At 60.1% G+C, this 15975-nt stretch carries 12 protein-coding genes and 1 riboswitch; of the genes, 6 read left to right on the forward strand and 6 right to left on the reverse strand.

Annotation, left to right across the window (positions count from 1 at the left end; all coding sequences use genetic code 11):
- Positions 1-21: 21 nt before the first annotated feature.
- On the forward strand, positions 22-756 hold the full coding sequence (locus QD357_RS03325) for a helix-turn-helix transcriptional regulator (protein ID WP_107108335.1): 735 nt from the start codon (positions 22-24) through the stop codon (positions 754-756).
- On the opposite strand, the gene cobO is transcribed toward QD357_RS03325, so the two are convergent.
- The 5 genes from cobO to cobU are packed head-to-tail and all read right to left on the reverse strand — an operon-like array spanning position 757 to position 7353.
- Positions 757-1401, reverse strand: a complete 645-nt coding sequence (cobO, locus tag QD357_RS03330) for a cob(I)yrinic acid a,c-diamide adenosyltransferase (RefSeq protein ID WP_107108336.1) — start codon at positions 1399-1401, stop codon at positions 757-759.
- Complete coding sequence (locus QD357_RS03335; RefSeq protein ID WP_107108337.1) at positions 1398-1997, reverse strand: dimethylsulfonioproprionate lyase family protein; 600 nt, start codon at positions 1995-1997, stop codon at positions 1398-1400. Before QD357_RS03335 ends, cobO begins: the two co-directional genes overlap by 4 nt.
- Positions 1994-5761 carry a cobaltochelatase subunit CobN gene (gene cobN, locus QD357_RS03340; RefSeq protein WP_414124036.1) on the reverse strand — a complete coding sequence of 1256 codons (3768 nt, stop codon included), beginning with the start codon at positions 5759-5761 and terminating at the stop codon, positions 1994-1996. The genes QD357_RS03335 and cobN overlap by 4 nt, the downstream gene beginning before the upstream one ends.
- A gap of 9 nt (positions 5762-5770) precedes the next feature.
- The gene (cobW, locus tag QD357_RS03345; RefSeq protein WP_414124037.1) at positions 5771-6820 is read right to left on the reverse strand and encodes a cobalamin biosynthesis protein CobW; all 1050 of its coding nucleotides are present in this window, start codon (positions 6818-6820) and stop codon (positions 5771-5773) included.
- 5 nt (positions 6821-6825) lie between these two features.
- On the reverse strand, positions 6826-7353 hold the full coding sequence (cobU, locus tag QD357_RS03350) for a bifunctional adenosylcobinamide kinase/adenosylcobinamide-phosphate guanylyltransferase (protein ID WP_107108339.1): 528 nt from the start codon (positions 7351-7353) through the stop codon (positions 6826-6828).
- Between the two features lie 142 nt (positions 7354-7495).
- Positions 7496-7892, reverse strand: a riboswitch (cobalamin riboswitch).
- A 182-nt stretch (positions 7893-8074) separates the two neighbouring features.
- On the opposite strand from cobU, the gene QD357_RS03355 reads away from it, so the two are divergent.
- Entirely contained in the window at positions 8075-9871 is a 1797-nt protein-coding gene (locus QD357_RS03355) for a chloride channel protein (RefSeq protein ID WP_414124038.1), read from the forward strand.
- Positions 9872-9989: 118 nt separating this feature from the next.
- Here QD357_RS03355 and QD357_RS03360 read toward each other — a convergent pair whose 3' ends face one another.
- Positions 9990-11444: a cobyric acid synthase gene (locus QD357_RS03360; protein ID WP_107108341.1), complete on the reverse strand. Its 1455-nt coding sequence runs from the start codon at positions 11442-11444 to the stop codon at positions 9990-9992.
- A 235-nt stretch (positions 11445-11679) separates the two neighbouring features.
- On the opposite strand from QD357_RS03360, the gene QD357_RS03365 reads away from it, so the two are divergent.
- The 4 genes from QD357_RS03365 to QD357_RS03380 all read left to right on the forward strand — a co-directional run bounded on the left by QD357_RS03365 (position 11680) and on the right by QD357_RS03380 (position 15857).
- A complete protein-coding gene (locus QD357_RS03365; protein ID WP_181316064.1) occupies positions 11680-11823 on the forward strand; it encodes a hypothetical protein in 144 nt (47 codons plus the stop codon).
- Between the two features lie 841 nt (positions 11824-12664).
- Positions 12665-13663 (forward strand): ABC transporter substrate-binding protein, encoded by a 999-nt coding sequence (locus tag QD357_RS03370; RefSeq protein WP_107108342.1) that lies wholly within the window; start codon positions 12665-12667, stop codon positions 13661-13663.
- A 237-nt stretch (positions 13664-13900) separates the two neighbouring features.
- Complete coding sequence (locus QD357_RS03375) at positions 13901-14812, forward strand: ABC transporter permease (protein ID WP_107108343.1); 912 nt, start codon at positions 13901-13903, stop codon at positions 14810-14812.
- Entirely contained in the window at positions 14805-15857 is a 1053-nt protein-coding gene (locus QD357_RS03380; RefSeq protein WP_107108344.1) for a quaternary amine ABC transporter ATP-binding protein, read from the forward strand. Before QD357_RS03375 ends, QD357_RS03380 begins: the two co-directional genes overlap by 8 nt.
- Positions 15858-15975 lie beyond the last annotated feature (118 nt).

The following is a 15975-nucleotide window of genomic DNA, read 5'->3' on the forward strand; positions in this document are numbered from 1 at the left end:
AGATAACGACATATTTCAGCCATGGCGCGCACGGCAGATGGAACAAGGCTGAACAGGCTGGAGGAGCTGAAAGGGCTGCTTCGCGAACGCGAGCACGCGACCGCCGCCGAGCTTGCAGCCGAGATGGGCGTCAGCCTGCGCACCCTCAATCGCGATATAGCATTATTGCGCCAGAACGGCCTGCCGATCGATGCCGACCGCGGCCGTGGTGGCGGCATGCAACTGCACCGTAGCTGGTCGCTCGGTAGGCTGCATCTCGATCATCTCGAAACCATCGATCTGCTGCTCAGCATCACCATCGCCGAAAAAGTCGGCTCGCCCTTGCTGTTGCAACATCTCACATCGATCAAACGCAAGGTCTCCGCCACCTTCGCCGAAGGCTATCAGGGCCGCATCCGCGACTTACGGCGCCGCATTATCGTCGGTGCGCCGGCAACGCTCAACGTCGTCAACAGCTATGTGCCGCCCAGCCGCGCCAATCTTGCGCTGATATCGCAAGCCTTCTTCGAGCAACGGCAGGTGATCATCGATTACGAGGCCGGCGACGGCGTTGTCACTAGCCGCCGGATCGAGCCGCAATTCCTCTATTTCAATGCGCCGGTCTGGTATCTCATCACCTGGGATCACCTGCGTGACGACATCAGAACCTTCCGCGTCGATCGCATCCGCTCAGCCGAACTCCAGCCGACAACCTTTCGCGTCGGCGATCCGAAGATCTACATCGCCTCCGCCGACCGAAGTGCATCGCTGCTATGATCAGAATTCCACACCCGGCTGTCCCTTGATGCCGGAACGGAACGGATGCTTGATCAGCTCCATCTCCGTGACGAGATCGGCGATCTCGATCAATTCTTCCTTGGCGTTGCGGCCGGTCAAGACGACATGCGTCATATGCGGCTTCTCCGTGGTCAGGAAGTTGAGGACATCGTTGATGTCGAGATAGTCGTAGCGCAGCGCGATGTTGATCTCATCGAGAAGCACCATCGAGTTGCGTTCGTCGCGGATCAACTCCTTGGCCTTCTCCCAGGCAGCGCTGGCGGCAGCCACGTCACGGGCGCGATCCTGCGTCTCCCAGGTGAACCCCTCGCCCATGGTGTGAAACTGGCAGATATCGGAGAAATGCTTTTCGATGAGATCGCGCTCGCCGGTCCACATCGCGCCCTTGATGAACTGCACCACCGCACACGGCTTCCCATGGGCGATGTGACGGAAAATCATCCCGAAGGCGGCCGACGACTTGCCCTTGCCCTTGCCGGTATGGACGATGATCAGCCCTTTCTCGTCCGTTTTCTTCGACATGATCTTGTCACGCGCGACCTTCTTCTTGGCCATTTTCTCCGCATGGCGGGCTTCATCGTTCTTCGGTGCTTCAGTGCCCGTTTCGGTCGTCTCTTCGCTCATTCGGTCCTCCCTGGAATTGTCGATTTCTGCGCCAGTGGTCCGCCTCGCCAAAGGTAAAGCGCCACCAGCAGTGTTTCCTCGGTTCGCATCGCATGGCGAATATCCGAGGGATGATGAATGATTTCGCCCGTCCAGCGCGGCAGGAAGGCTTGGCTATCCTTCCTCCACAGAGAACCGTCGGCCAGCGGAATATAGATTTCCTCAGCGATATGATGGTGATCCGGATAGTACACATCCGGTCCAAGCAGCAGAAAGCCGCCGGCCATATCATCGCTGACAAAATGGCCGCGCGTCCCAAAAAGCTCGACCCAGCCATATCTCTGCAGAAAATCGGCGCCGAAGTCGGCGATGCTATAGGTTTGCGCCCAATGCAGCATGCTTGCCGCCCCCGCAAGGCTGGAAAACAGCTCACCTTCTGCGGCGTCGGCTGGCCGGTGGACTATATTCAGATAATTTACGACCGGCAGACTGTGAGCCGCAAGCGGCCGCTCCTCCATCCGCCAATCAAAACCTTCGACGAAACGCTTCAATAGCGGATCGCTCCGCGAAGCGACGTAACGATGGAAAGCCTCGAGAAGATCGCCGACCACGCTCAAGCGACGATCTCCTTATCCCCAGTCAAAGTCTCCAGATCGAACCGTGCCGAATTGCTGCGTGGCGTCCAGAGACGACGATCGATCGCTTCGAGCAGACGTTCTTTCATCTCCTGCAAAGCGGCCGGATTCTTCTCAGCCATGAAATCGCGCACCAGGGGATCGACAACAAAGGCCTGATAGACCGCCTCGAAATGATGATTGCGAACGGCGCCCGTCGTCGCAGCAAAGGCGAAGAGATAGTCGACCGTTGCTGAAATTTCGAAGGCACCCTTATAGCCGTGGCGCATGACGCCATCGATCCACTTCGGATTGACGACGCGGCCGCGTACGACACGGCCGATCTCCTCTTCCAGCGAGCGGATGACCGGCTTTTCCGGCCGTGAATGGTCGTTGTGATAAATCGACGGTCGGGCGCCTGCAAGCTGCTCCGCTGCAGCCGCCATGCCGCCTTCAAATTGGTAATAATCGTCGCTGTCCAGCAGGTCGTGCTCTCGATTGTCCTGATTCTGCACGACCGCCTGGATCGAACGCAGCCGCTCCTCGAACACGCCGCGCTCGGCTTTCCCGTCCTCACMTGCGCCGTAGGCATAGCTGCCCCAGACGAGATAGGCCTCCGCCAGATCGGCGCGCCTCTCCCAACCTTTTTCGTCAATCAGCGCCTGCAATCCGGCACCATAGGCACCCGGCTTCGAGCCGAAGACGCGGTAACCAGCTCGCCGGCTGGCCGATGCCTCGTCCAATCCCGCTGCCGCCAATCGCTTGATCTCGCCCCGCATGCGTGCCGCGATGGGATTGTCTGCCGCATCCTCATCCAACGCCCCAACCGCGCGGACCGCCCTGTCGAACAGCGCGATCTGCTCCGGAAAGGCATCGCGGAAGAAGCCGGAAATGCGCAGCGTCACATCGACACGCGGCCGCCCGAGTTTTGCCGGCGCGATGATTTCATAGCCGGTAACCCTCCGCGAGGTCATGTCCCAGACCGGCTTGACGCCGATCAAGGCCAGCGCCTGGGCAATATCGTCACCGCCGGTGCGCATATTCGACGTGCCCCAGGCCGTGAGCCCGAAGGAAACCGGCCACTCACCATGATCTTGCACATAGCGACGGATTAGCAGCTCGGCCGATTTCTTGCCCAACTCGTAGGCCGCCGGCGTCGGGACGGCGCGGCTGTCGACGGAATAGAAATTCCGACCCGTCGGCAAAACATCCGGCCTGCCGCGCGTCGGCGCACCCGATGGACCTGGCGACACGAACCGGCCGTCGAGGCCCTTCATAAGAGCAGCAATTTCGGCGTCGCCACAGGCAAGTATCGAAGGCTTGAGGCGGGATTCGATTTCGGCGAGGACGGCGTGGGTTTGCGGCCAGTCTTGAGGACACGCAATTTCGCCGGCGACAAAGCTCGCGGCCAGGAGTTCGATGCGCTCGACCGTATCGCCCTGGGTGCGCCAGGGAGCGTCGGAAATGTCGGCGAGGATATCGGGGCGGTGGCCAGTCCATGCCGCGGCCATATCGCAATCCAAAGGATCGAACGACACGGGCTGTCCGAACGCATCCCGCGCGATTGCCCGCTGCAGGCTCTGATCGCCGCCCTCGCCCAAGCCCCGCGGTACGCGCGCCAGCGCCACCGTCAAATCCGTCAGCAGCCTTCCGGAAGGCGAAACGCCGAAGATGTGTAATCCGTCCCGGATCTGCATTTCCTTGAGATCGCAGAGATAGGCGTCGAGTTTCTTGAGCGCCTCATCCTCACCCTCGCCCTTGGCAATCCCGGCATCCTGATCGAGGCCGATATCGGTGACGAGATCGAGAATCTGTTTGCGCAGCAACCGGATGCGTCGGGGATCGCCGCCGGAGGCCTCGTAATATTCGTCCACCAGCGCTTCCAGATCCTTGAGCGGGCCGTAACTTTCGGCGCGGGTCAAAGGCGGGGTCAGGTGGTCGATAATCACGGCACTCGTGCGGCGCTTGGCCTGCGTGCCCTCGCCGGGGTCGTTGACAATGAAGGGATAGAGATGCGGCAACGGCCCGAGGATCGCTTCGGGATAGCAGGCCTCTGACAGCGCCAGGGCCTTACCCGGCAACCATTCGAGATTGCCGTGCTTGCCCATATGAATGACGGCATGCGCGCCGAAGGACTGACGCAGGAATGCATAGAAAGCGAGATAGCCATGCGGCGGCACGAGATCCGGCGAATGATAGCTTTCCTTCGGATCGATGTTGTAGCCGCGCGCGGGCTGGATGCCCACCAGCACGTCGCCGAAGCGGGTGAAGGGCAGCGCAAAGGCGCCCTCTCGAACATAGGGATCGCTCCCCGGGTCGCCCCAACGGACGGCTATCTCTTCCTGAATCTGAATGGGAAGAGACGAGAGAAAATCCTTGTATTCCCTTATGGAAAGCCTTTCGCGCACGATCCTGCCATCATGACCCGAATTGGTCGGGCCATCCATCAGGTGCTGCATCAGCGCGTCGCCATCGGCAGGCAGATCGGCAGCCGGATAACCCGCCGCCCGCATCGCTTTCAGCACTTCCATCGTACCCGCCGGCGTATCGAGTCCGACGCCGTTGCCGAGCCGTCCGTCGCGGTTCGGATAATTGGCCATGACCAGCGCCACGCGCCGATTTTGCGGCGGCGCTTTGCGCAGATGCGCCCAATTGGCCGCCAATCGGGCGGTGTAGCGCATGCGGTCCGCTGCCGGCTCGCTGGCAACAATATTGGCCTCGACACGTTCATCATAACGCGCCGCCGCCTTGAAGGAGACGGCACGGGCAAGCACGCGCCCATCCACCTCCGGCAGCGCGACATTCATGCCGAGATCGCGCGCGGAAAGCCCCTGCGACGAGGCTTCCCAAGCCTCCATGGAGGAAGCCGAAAAGATCGCCTGCAGCACGACCGCATCACTCGCCTCCAACACGGTCGGCTGGCGATCAGCCCCTGGTGCCGAAACGGCAAAACCGGTGGTATTGATGACGACAGCCGGCTTCAACTCGGCGAAAACGCTTTCGAGAATGCCGACTGAAACGAGATCCTTGAGACTATAGGCAAACACCGGCAGCGGCCGCATGCCCTCGGCGATCAGCGCCTCGATCATGGCTTCGACCGGCTTGGTTTCACCGCTCTGAACGAGAGCGCGGTAGAAGGAAACAGCGACCGTCGGAGGTTCGAGTCCCTCCGGGACTACCACCGTGGAGGCATTTCTCCACTCCTCGATCCCGATCACGCCCCTGCCCGGCCACCAGATCCCCGCCTTCATCAACGGAGCGGCGGGCGCCGGTTTTTCGGCGCCCAACAGCATCGCTCCGGAATAGCCGAGAAAATCACGGGAATTGGCGTCGCCGCCTTCGATTAGATAGGACCACAGCGCATTGAGATCCTCGAGTGCAACATTGGAAAATGGCGTCAGCCCCGGATCAGGCTTCGAATCCCCCGGCAAAACCGCGATGAAAGCGCCATTGCGAACGGCGCTGGCATGCAGCGCCTCCAGCGCATAGTGAAAATAGCTGGCACCACCAAGCGCCCGGACGATGATCAGCTTCGCATGCCGCGCCGTCCGTTCGATATAGGTGTCGACGGACATGGGATGCTTGAGGCTCATCAGGCTTGCGAGCCGCAAGGAATGCGCGGCTCCCCCCTGCCCATAGGCCGCGGCTATCGCCGCAAGCTCGGTATCGGCCGCCGACAGAAACAGGATATCGCCTGGCGACTGACCGAGATCAATCGCCTCCTCGCCGTCGCTGATCGTTCCTTTTTGAGCTAGGAGGAGATGCATGGCTTCGCCTTAGGCCAACGTTTCTATCGCCTCGCGCACGATCCCTTCATCCATCTCATGCAGGCCAATCACCACAAGCCGTGTCTGGCGCTGTTCGCCCGGCGTCCACGCCCGGTCGAAATAGTGGTCGATGCGGCTGCCGACGGCCTGAATCTGCAAGCGCATCGGCTTGCCGGGCACATCAATGAAACCCTTGAGGCGCAGGACATCGTGTTCGGCAATCACGCCCTTCAGCTTCTCGATAAAGGCAGCCGGATCGGCGATCGGGCCGAGGTCGACGACGAAGCTGTCGAATTCGTCGTGATCATGCGGCGCGCCGTCCTCGTGCTCCAGCTCGTGATGCGATTTGCGGTTGGCGATGTCGCCTTCGGTGCCGATGCCGAGACCGAGGAGGATGGCGGCCGGAACCTCACCATTTTTCGCTTCGATGATCGTCGGCTTGCGGGCGGTGCGGGAGGCAACTTCGGTACGGACGCGGCCAAGGCCGGCGACGTCGATCAGGTCGGTCTTGTTGAGGACGATGAGATCGGCGCAGGTCAATTGATCCTCGAACAGCTCCTCGATCGGGCTTTCGTGATMGAGCGTTTCATCTTCGACACGGCGAGCTTCGACCGCATCGTGGTCATCGGCGAAACGGCCGGCGGCGACGGCGGCACTGTCGACCACGGTGATCACGCCGTCGACAGTGACCTGGGTGCGGATATCCGGCCAGTTGAAGGCAGCGACCAGCGGCTGCGGCAGAGCGAGACCCGAAGTCTCGATGACGATATGGTCAGGACGCGCCTCGCGCTCCAAAAGCTTGGTCATGGTCGGGATAAAATCATCTGCCACAGTGCAGCAGATGCAGCCATTGGTCAGCTCGATGATATCGTCCTCGGTGCAATTCTCCGCGCCGCAGCCCTTCAGCACGTCACCGTCAACGCCGAGATCGCCGAACTCGTTGATAATCAAAGCGATCTTCTTCCCGCCGGTGTTCTGCAAAAGATTGCGGATCATCGTCGTTTTGCCGGCGCCAAGGAAACCGGTGATGACGGTGGCGGGAATTTTTTCCTGGTTCATGCGGATCAACCTTTCATTTTCAGCGGCAGCCCCGCCGCGATAAAATAGACTTCGGCGCTCGCCGCCGCGATCATCTGGTGCAACCGGCCGGCATGATCGCGGAATTCGCGCGCCATACGGTTTTCAGGCACGATGCCAAGCCCGACCTCGTTGGAAACGAGGACAAGACGCGACTTTGCGCCCGGTAGGAATTCGGTGAGAGCGGAAAATTCCGCCGGGATGTTGCGCTCGGCCATCATCAGATTGGTGACCCAAAGCGTCAGGCAATCAACGAGAACAGCGCGCCCCTCGCTATCGATCGCCGCCAGCCGGGCAGTCAGATCGAACGGCTCCTCATGCGTCGTCCAAAGGAGATCGCCGCGATCGGCGCGATGCTGAGCGATGCGGTCGCGCATTTCATCGTCCCAAGCCTGGCCTGTCGCCACATAGTGACGTTCGAGACCGGTGTCCGAGACCAGCGATTCGGCGAATCGGGATTTGCCAGAGCGTGCACCGCCGAGAACGAAGACGACGCGGGACGATGGGGATGACATGACCTATCCCCGTCCCAACAGGAAAACAGTGGCCAGCGCGACGCGGCTGGAACCGAAAAGCGGGCGCCTGCGCGCCGAGAACTCATTTCGCGCCATGACAACCTCCGTGCTGGCAGCCGAGACATCCGTCCCTAGGTTGGGCCTTGCGCCCGGCACGTATGGCAGGTCTCCTGGCTCGCGGATGAGGCACAGCGAGGGCGGACCGAAACCGGTCGCCCCCGATCCTGCACCAGCGGATCTTTCTCGCCTTCCCGGCAAACATCATGAAAAAGCGGACGATTCGTAGATTTAGAGGCGTCCAGCCCTGGTTGATCATGATGCCACGCCAGTGGCTTTTCCGGCTCAAAGCTGCTTTCACCTGTCCGCACCATGCGGACCATCAGCGAAATACCACCAAGAACCGGATGAAAGACCCTGACCGCTCTACAGTCGCGGGGTCGGCTATGATGAGAGCGCCCGAGTTGGGTCCGCTCCTTCACATTCCCTTTTCATCCCATGCGGCAGATTGCCGCTCGGGAACCATTCGTTATGCCCGTAATGATTAGGCTTTCGGCCCCGGCAAGTCAATCAAGGCTGGTCGGCACGACATCGGCTGTTCCAATGGCGAAATATTGCCTAAAAGTCGCAGCCTGCGATGCTCTTTTTGCCGTATTTCTTTGATGTTAGGAGTTTATAGAAGCCAAGCACATAGCTTTGAGCACAAAACTGTCGTCTGTTCCCCATGTTGCAGAAATTCCAACCGCGCCGCTTCGGCGTCATCTCGGCTCTATTCGATCTCGGTCGCTTCAGGGCATTGCTGCGTCGTGGCGAATTGGGGCTCGTTTTCGCCGGCGCGCTGGCGGGAATAGCCTCCGGTTGCGCCGTGATAGGGATGAGCTTCATCTCACGCAAGCTTCACAGCGCCATCTACGGCATAACCGATTACGAGCGCCTCAGTTCTGCAGCGGTCGCGATACCCGACAAGTCGGTGCTGCTGATCGCCCCCATAGCCGGCGGCATTATCCTCGGCGCTCTGCTCTATCTATTGTCGCGCACGCGCAAGAAGCCGATGGTCGACCCGATTGAAGCCAATGCGCTGCATGGCGGCCGCATGTCGCTCACCGACAGTATCCTCGTCGCGGTGCAGAATCTCATCTCGAACGGATTCGGCGCCTCGGTCGGGCTTGAAGCAGGTTACACACAGCTTGCCGCCGGCATTGCGTCGAAATTCGGCTATAAGATGCAGATGCGCCGCGCGGACCTGCGCATGCTCGTCGGCTGCGGCGCTGCCGGCGCCATCGCAGCCGCGTTCAATGCGCCGCTGACCGGCGCCTTCTACGCCTTCGAGCTGATCATCGGCAGCTATTCCATCCTCACGCTGACGCCCGTCGTCGTCTCAGCGCTGATCTCGACCATGATCGCAAGACTGCTCGCCGGTGACGACTTCGCCATCGACATCGATCATTTCGGCGCGATCGTCCCCGCCGACTATCTTCCGGCTGTCCTGCTCGGTGCGTTCTGCGCCGGCATAGGCATCCTGATCATGCAGGGCGTCGCCTGGGTCGAAGAGTTTGCGCGCAAGAGTTCGATTGCACCGCCCTTTCGCCCTGCGCTCGGCGGCCTCGTCGTCGGCCTGTTGGCGCTGATCTCGCCGCAGGTTCTGTCGGCCGGCCACGGTGCACTGCATCTCAACCTGTCGACGAATGTCACCCTGGGCGCGCTGGCCGGGCTCTTCATCCTGAAATCACTGGCCTCAGCCGTGTCTATCGGTTCCGGCTTCAGGGGCGGCTTGTTCTTTGCATCGCTGTTCATGGGCGGGCTGCTCGGCAAGATCTTCGCCTATTGCGCCCCCTATTTCGATCACGCCACGCTGACGCCGGCCGTCTATGCCGTGGTCGGCATGAGTTCGCTTGCCGTCGCCATCATCGGCGGACCGTTGACCATGACCTTCCTGGCGTTGGAGATCACCGGGGATTTTCCGATCACCGCGCTGGTGTTAGCCGCCGTCATCACCTCGTCGCTGGTGGTGCGGACCACCTTCGGCTATTCCTTCGCCACATGGCGCTTCCATCTGCGCGGCGAAAGCATCCGCAGCGCCCATGATGTCGGCTGGATTCGTAATCTGACGGTCGTCCGCATGATGCGTCCGGATGTGCACACTGCGCCTGTCGACATGAGCATCGAGGAATTTCGTCAGCGTTTTCCGATCGGCTCGGCACAGCGGGTCATCCTAATCGACAAGGACGAGAAATATGCCGGCATGGTGCTGATGCCCGACATATATGCGAGCCCCGTCGAGAAGGACGACGAGGAACACGGCCTTTCCGATTTCATCCGCCATCGCAACGACTTCCTGCAGCCGCAGATGAACGCCAAGCAGGCCGCTGCCCTTTTCGATCAGACGGAAAGCGAAGCGCTGGTGGTGATCAACGACCTGATCGAACGCAAGGTGATTGGCCTGCTCACCGAAAGCTATACGCTGCGCCGCTACAGCGAAGAACTCGACCGCCGTCGCCGCGAAATGTCAGGCKAGCTTTAGGTTTCGCCTGGACGCTTCTAGAGCGGTTCAGCGTTTCACGGAAACGCTTTCCCGCTCTATCCCTTTGTTTCTTCGCATTCCGGGCGGGAAACCGCTACGCACTTTTCCTGGAACTGCTCTACTGCACCAGGCTGTCGAGCCATGCCGGATCGAGCACCGCTTCCAGCTCTGTCGCAACCTCGTCCAGAGCCGCCTCGACTCCGGCGCGGTAATCCACCCGCTCACCGGTCAAACCGAAGCTTGCAAGCAGCTTTGCCCGATAGGCATCGCTGGTGAAAAGCCCGTGGAGATAGGTGCCCATGACCAGGCCGTCGCTGGAGAGCGCGCCATCGGGCCGGCCGTCGATCATGGTCGAGGGCCGGTCGCAATCGACGCCGCGCGTCACGCCGAGATGGATCTCATAGCCCGAAAGCGGCGCGTCGTACTCCCTGGAAAAAGCCACGCTGTTCCGAAGGGTCTTTTCCGGCGCCATTTCGGTCTCGACATCCAGCAAACCAAGCCCGGGCGTCGCCGTCACCGATCCCTCTATGCCGAGCGGATCGTGCACCATGCGGCCGAGCATCTGGTAACCGCCGCAAATGCCGATAACGCGACCTCCGCGACGGACATGCGCAGCTAAATCCTTATCCCAGCCCTGCGCCCGCAGGTCCATGAGATCACCCACGGTCGATTTCGAGCCCGGCAGGACCACGAGCCCCGCATCCGTAGGCAACCGCTCACCTGGGCGAACGAAGACCAGATCGACATCCGGCTCGGCGCGTAGCGGATCGAGATCGTCGAAATTGGCGATGCGTGACAGCACGGGCACGGCGACCTTCAACGCTCCGTCGGTGCCGCGAGCAAGCCGTTCCAATACGACCGAATCCTCGGCCGGCAGCCGGCCCGCTGCCTTCAGCCAGGGTACGACGCCATAACAGGGCCAACCGGTGAAGCCCCCAATGGCATCCACGCCTTCGCCGAACAGCGAGATATCACCGCGAAACTTATTGATCAGGTAACCGCGGATCATCCGCCGGTCTTCTTCAGGCAGGATATGATGCGTGCCGACCAGCGAAGCGATCACGCCGCCACGATCGATATCGCCGACCAGCACGACCGGGACATTGGCGCGAGTGGCAAAACCCATATTGGCGATATCGCCGCGCCTGAGATTAATCTCGGCTGGCGAACCGGCGCCCTCGACAATCACCAGATCGGTTCCGGCGCGCATGGTCGCAAAGCTTTCCAAGACGGCGCCGAGCAGTTGCGGTTTGAGCGCCTGGTAGTCCCTGCCCTTCGCCTGTCCCCAGACCTTGCCCTGCACGATGATCTGGCTGCCGGTCTCCGATTGCGGCTTCAACAGCACCGGATTCATATGCACCGAGGACGGTACGCGCGCGGCCAGCGATTGCAGCCACTGCGCCCGGCCGATCTCGCCGCCGTCTTCGGCCACCGCAGCGTTGTTCGACATGTTCTGAGGCTTGAACGGGCGCACCCGAACACCCCTGTTGGCGAACAGCCGGCAGAGCCCGGCGACCAATACCGTTTTTCCGACATCGGAGCCGGTCCCCTGCAGCATGATCGCCTTCGTCATCCGTTATTGCTCCGATATGGTGCTTCTACTGGGAATGCTGGATTTTGCCTTGAATCCGCCGCGATGATTAACGGCGGAAAACCGGTTATATGCGGCAAAAACGCACCACTTCCAAAAATGCTCTATTTGCGACAATCGATGACGACTTCTTCCATTGTTCCTGATGCCGAAGAGGATTATCTCCATCACCAATTCAAACAACGAAAGCCGGTCGATCCGGCCCGAGGAAACCCCGATGCTCTTCATCTTCAACAACAAGAATTCCATTCAGATCGCCTGGAACTCGAAGGTGCCGTCGCGCCACCCCGACAACCGCCTGCAGCAGCTCGATACCCGCTTCGGCCTAGTCGGCTTCATCCGCACCTATAGCGCCGGTTGATTACTCGTCAAGCCGCAAGTCCATCGTACAGCAAAGCCGCCATGCCGCTGCATTGGCGGCTTTGCTGTTTCCGCCATTCAGGTGCACGCGAGCGCCCTATCCGTCCGCACCCGAGCGGTTACTTTAGTCGATTCTGCTCAAGACCGTTAGCGTAAGCCCCAAAACGCGAAAACCGCGCGATCGCGGGGATCGACGCGGTTTGCCAAAAAAACGCCGGCTCGCTTGCATTTCACACTGCAAGGCTCGCTTCCTCCGGTACGCACTACCTGATCCGGAGAGGCGGAAGTGTCTCCCGCCGCGTTCCGATTGATAGCCGGACATCGTTACCGGAGGGTTATTAAGTGCTTAAATAAGGATGAATCCGGAAATTTTTCGAACTTTTTTTCGACTTATTTCAAGAAGCTGAAAACGGCGCGAATGGAATACAAAAAGTCTTTGCCGGACGCGGCATTTTAGCGATCATCAATCTCTACCAGCTCACGGGGCATGATGGCGCGTCTTCCATGCCCATTTTACAGCCATGAATGGCAGAAAATAGGCTAATTCAAGCGCTTATATAAGCTTTTCGACAAGGCGTGGTAAGTCCGCGTAGTCGACGGCAGGTTGATTTCTTCACCTAAATCCTTAGGCTGCATCTTGTCGGTGCAGAAAAAGCGCGGCTGCGAGAGGTTCCGTAGCCGCAAAAAGAGCAAACGCACGACAGCAAAACAGGGGACCGGACAGGCGTCGTCAGCGGCGGGTGAACGGTTATGGTGCGACCACGCTGACGGGGGATCGGCAAGGCATCATGTCTGCTGGAGTCGATTCCGGTAACTTAACAAGAACTGGGAGACGTTATCCAATGAAGAAGCTCATTGCTTCCGCCATCTTCGCATTTGGTGCCTATGCTTTGGCTGGCTCGGCACAGGCTGCGGAATGCGGCGACGTGTCGATCGCCGAAATGAACTGGGCATCGGCCGGCGTCGCCGCTCAGGTCGACAAGATCATCCTGCAGAACGGCTATGGCTGCAATGTGACGCTGGTCACCGGCGACACACAGCCGACGTTCGCCTCCATGGACGAAAAGGGCGCACCGGACGTCGCGCCGGAACTCTGGGTCAATGCCGTGCGCACAGCGCTCGACAAGGCTGTTTCCGAAGGCCGCCTGATCGAGGCAGCACCCCTTCTCAGCGACGGCGGCGTCGAAGGCTGGTGGATTCCGAAATTTCTCGCCGACGCCCATCCGGATATCAAGACCGTTCAGGACGCGCTGAAGCATCCGGAACTTTTCCCCGCTCCGGAAGATTCCTCGAAGGGCGCGGTCTACAATTGCCCGTCGGGCTGGAACTGCCAGATTTCCACGGCCAACCTCTATAAGGCCCTCGGCGCCGAGAAGCTCGGCTTCACGCTGGTGGATACGGGCTCGGCCGCCGGTCTCGACGGCTCGATCGCCAATGCCTTCGAAAAGAAGAGCGGCTGGCTCGGCTACTACTGGGCTCCGACCGCGATCCTCGGCAAGTACGAGATGGTGCGCCTGAGCTTCGACGTGCCGCACGACAAGAAGGAATGGGACGCCTGCACCTCGCAGCAGGATTGCGCCAATCCGAAGGTCAATTCCTATCCGGTTTCTGACGTCTACACTGTTGTGACCAAGTCTTTCGCCTCCAAGGCAAGCGTTGCCATGGACTACGTCAAGACCCGCAAATGGGACAACGGCACGGTCGGCAAGGTTCTCGCCTGGATGACAGACAATCAGGGCACGAACGAAGACGGCGCAAAATACTTCCTGAAGACCTACCCCGACATGTGGACCAAGTGGGTTTCTCCGGATGTCGCCACCAAGGTCAAGGCTTCGCTCTGACGCGAAACGACGGAACTGGCGGCGAGTAAGCCGCCAGTTCCCCGCATTCGCTGCCGCCGTGTTGACGCCCATACCGACGGAGCGGCGGGGCCTTAGGTCGCAACAAGCGCAGAATGGCGACTGGGAATGGTATAAAAAATAAGAAGCAGCCTGACGAACCGGTMGCAGTGCTGCCTACCATCCACGCGTGAAGGCCACACGCTGAGCTGGGCAAAACCGGACAAGAAGGGGAATTTCATGGCTATTCAATGCAGTTTCTTGCCGGATGTTCTATGCAATTTTCCGGCGATCAACGAGACCCTCATTCGCGCCGCGCGCAAGAACATCGACGACGGCTTCAGAGGAATAGTGCGCGCCTACGGCAATGTTATCGACGCCGTGGTTCAGCCGCTGCAATGGTTTCTGAACTATCTGGAATGGCTTTTTACAAATACGCCCTGGTTCATCGTGCTCCTCGTCATGATGGCCGTCGTCTACGCTGCCAGTCGCAATCTCAAGATCGTCGCCGGCACGGCCATTTCCATGATCCTGATCGGTGTCTGCGGCCTGTGGGGCGACACGATGGTCACCCTCGCCATGGTGACCGTCTGTACCCTCATTGCCATCGTCATCGGCCTGCCGATCGGCATATTGATGGCCCGTTCCGACCGGCTGCAATCGATCATCAATCCCATTCTCGACGTGATGCAGACGATGCCGAGCTTCGTCTATCTCATTCCCGTCGTCATGATTTTCGGCATCGGCAAGGTCCCCGGTCTTATCGCCGTCGTGATTTACGCCATTCCGCCGATGATCCGGCTGACCAACCTCGGCATCCGCCTCGTCGACAAGGAAGTGCTGGAGGCAGCCGATGCCTTCGGTTCGTCGCACCGGCAGAAACTGTTCAATGTGCAGATCCCGTTGGCACTCCCCACCATCATGGCCGGCATCAATCAAACCATCATGATGTCACTCGCCATGGTCGTCGTCGCGTCCATGGTCGGCGTCGGTGGACTCGGCAGGAATACGCTGCAGGCGATCAACAGCCAGTTCTTCACCGTCGGCTTCCTCAACGGCTTCGCCCTGGTCGCGATCGCCATTATTTTCGACCGCACGAGCCAGGCCTATGGCAGACGGCTCCAGAAGCACTCGGAGGTCATCCATGGCTAGTCACGCGATCCAGATCAAAAACCTCTACAAGATCTTCGGGCCGCGCGGGCGCGACTATGTGGACGCAGTGAAGAACGGCATAGGCAAGGCCGAGCTCAACGAGACGCATGGCCACGTTCTCGGCCTGCAGGACATCAATATCGACATGCCAGCCGGTGCCATCACCGTGGTCATGGGCCTCTCTGGTTCCGGCAAGTCGACGCTGATCCGTCACATCAATAGGCTCATCGAGCCGACCGCCGGCGAAGTGCTCTATGACGGCGTCGATGTCTGTAATATGGGCGAAAACGCACTGCGTGAGTTTCGCCGCCACAAGACGGCGATGGTGTTCCAGAAATTCGCCCTGCTGCCGCACCGCACGGTGATGGAAAACACCATCTACGGCCTGGACATCCAGGGCGTGGCCCGGGCCGAAAGCCAGAAGAAAGGTCGCTACTGGATCGAGCGTGTCGGCCTGAAGGGGTTCGAGAACCATTATCCGAACCAGCTTTCCGGCGGCATGCAGCAGCGCGTCGGCCTTGCGCGTGCGCTCACCAACGATGCCGATATCCTGCTGATGGACGAGGCCTATTCGGCACTCGACCCGTTGATCCGCGTCGACATGCAGACCGTGCTTCTCGACCTGCAAAAGGAGTTGAAGAAAACCGTCGTCTTCATCACCCACGATCTCGACGAAGCACTGCGCCTCGGCGACAAGATCGCCATCCTGCGCGACGGCAAGGTCGTGCAGCAGGGCAGCGGCCAGGAAATCGTGTTGAAGCCAGCCGACGACTACATCACCGCCTTCGTCAAGGAAGTGAACCGCGGCCGCGTCATTCAGGCTCAGACGATCATGAAGCCGATTGCCGGCGAGCCGCATGGCGTGCGCATATCCGGCGACATGACGCTGGAGATCGCAGCTAAACAGATGACCGACAGCGGACAGACCGCTGCCGTCGTCACCGATCCCGGCGGCCGGCTGATCGGCACGATCGACCTGCAAGGCATCATTGCCGCCATGGTGACGCCGACGACACATGAAACGGCCGAGATGGCGGCCGCGTAAAAAACGCCCCACCGCAAAGCGAAAAAGCGCCCTGCCAGCCCCTAACTGAAATGTGGAATACTTTCTGTAACAAATATCTGTCGCGAAACTCTAACTTTTGGGAGCGAGTTTCGCGACA

Origin of the sequence: Rhizobium sp. BR 317 (assembly GCF_047445835.1) — a bacterium.
GTDB lineage: Bacteria > Pseudomonadota > Alphaproteobacteria > Rhizobiales > Rhizobiaceae > Rhizobium > Rhizobium paranaense.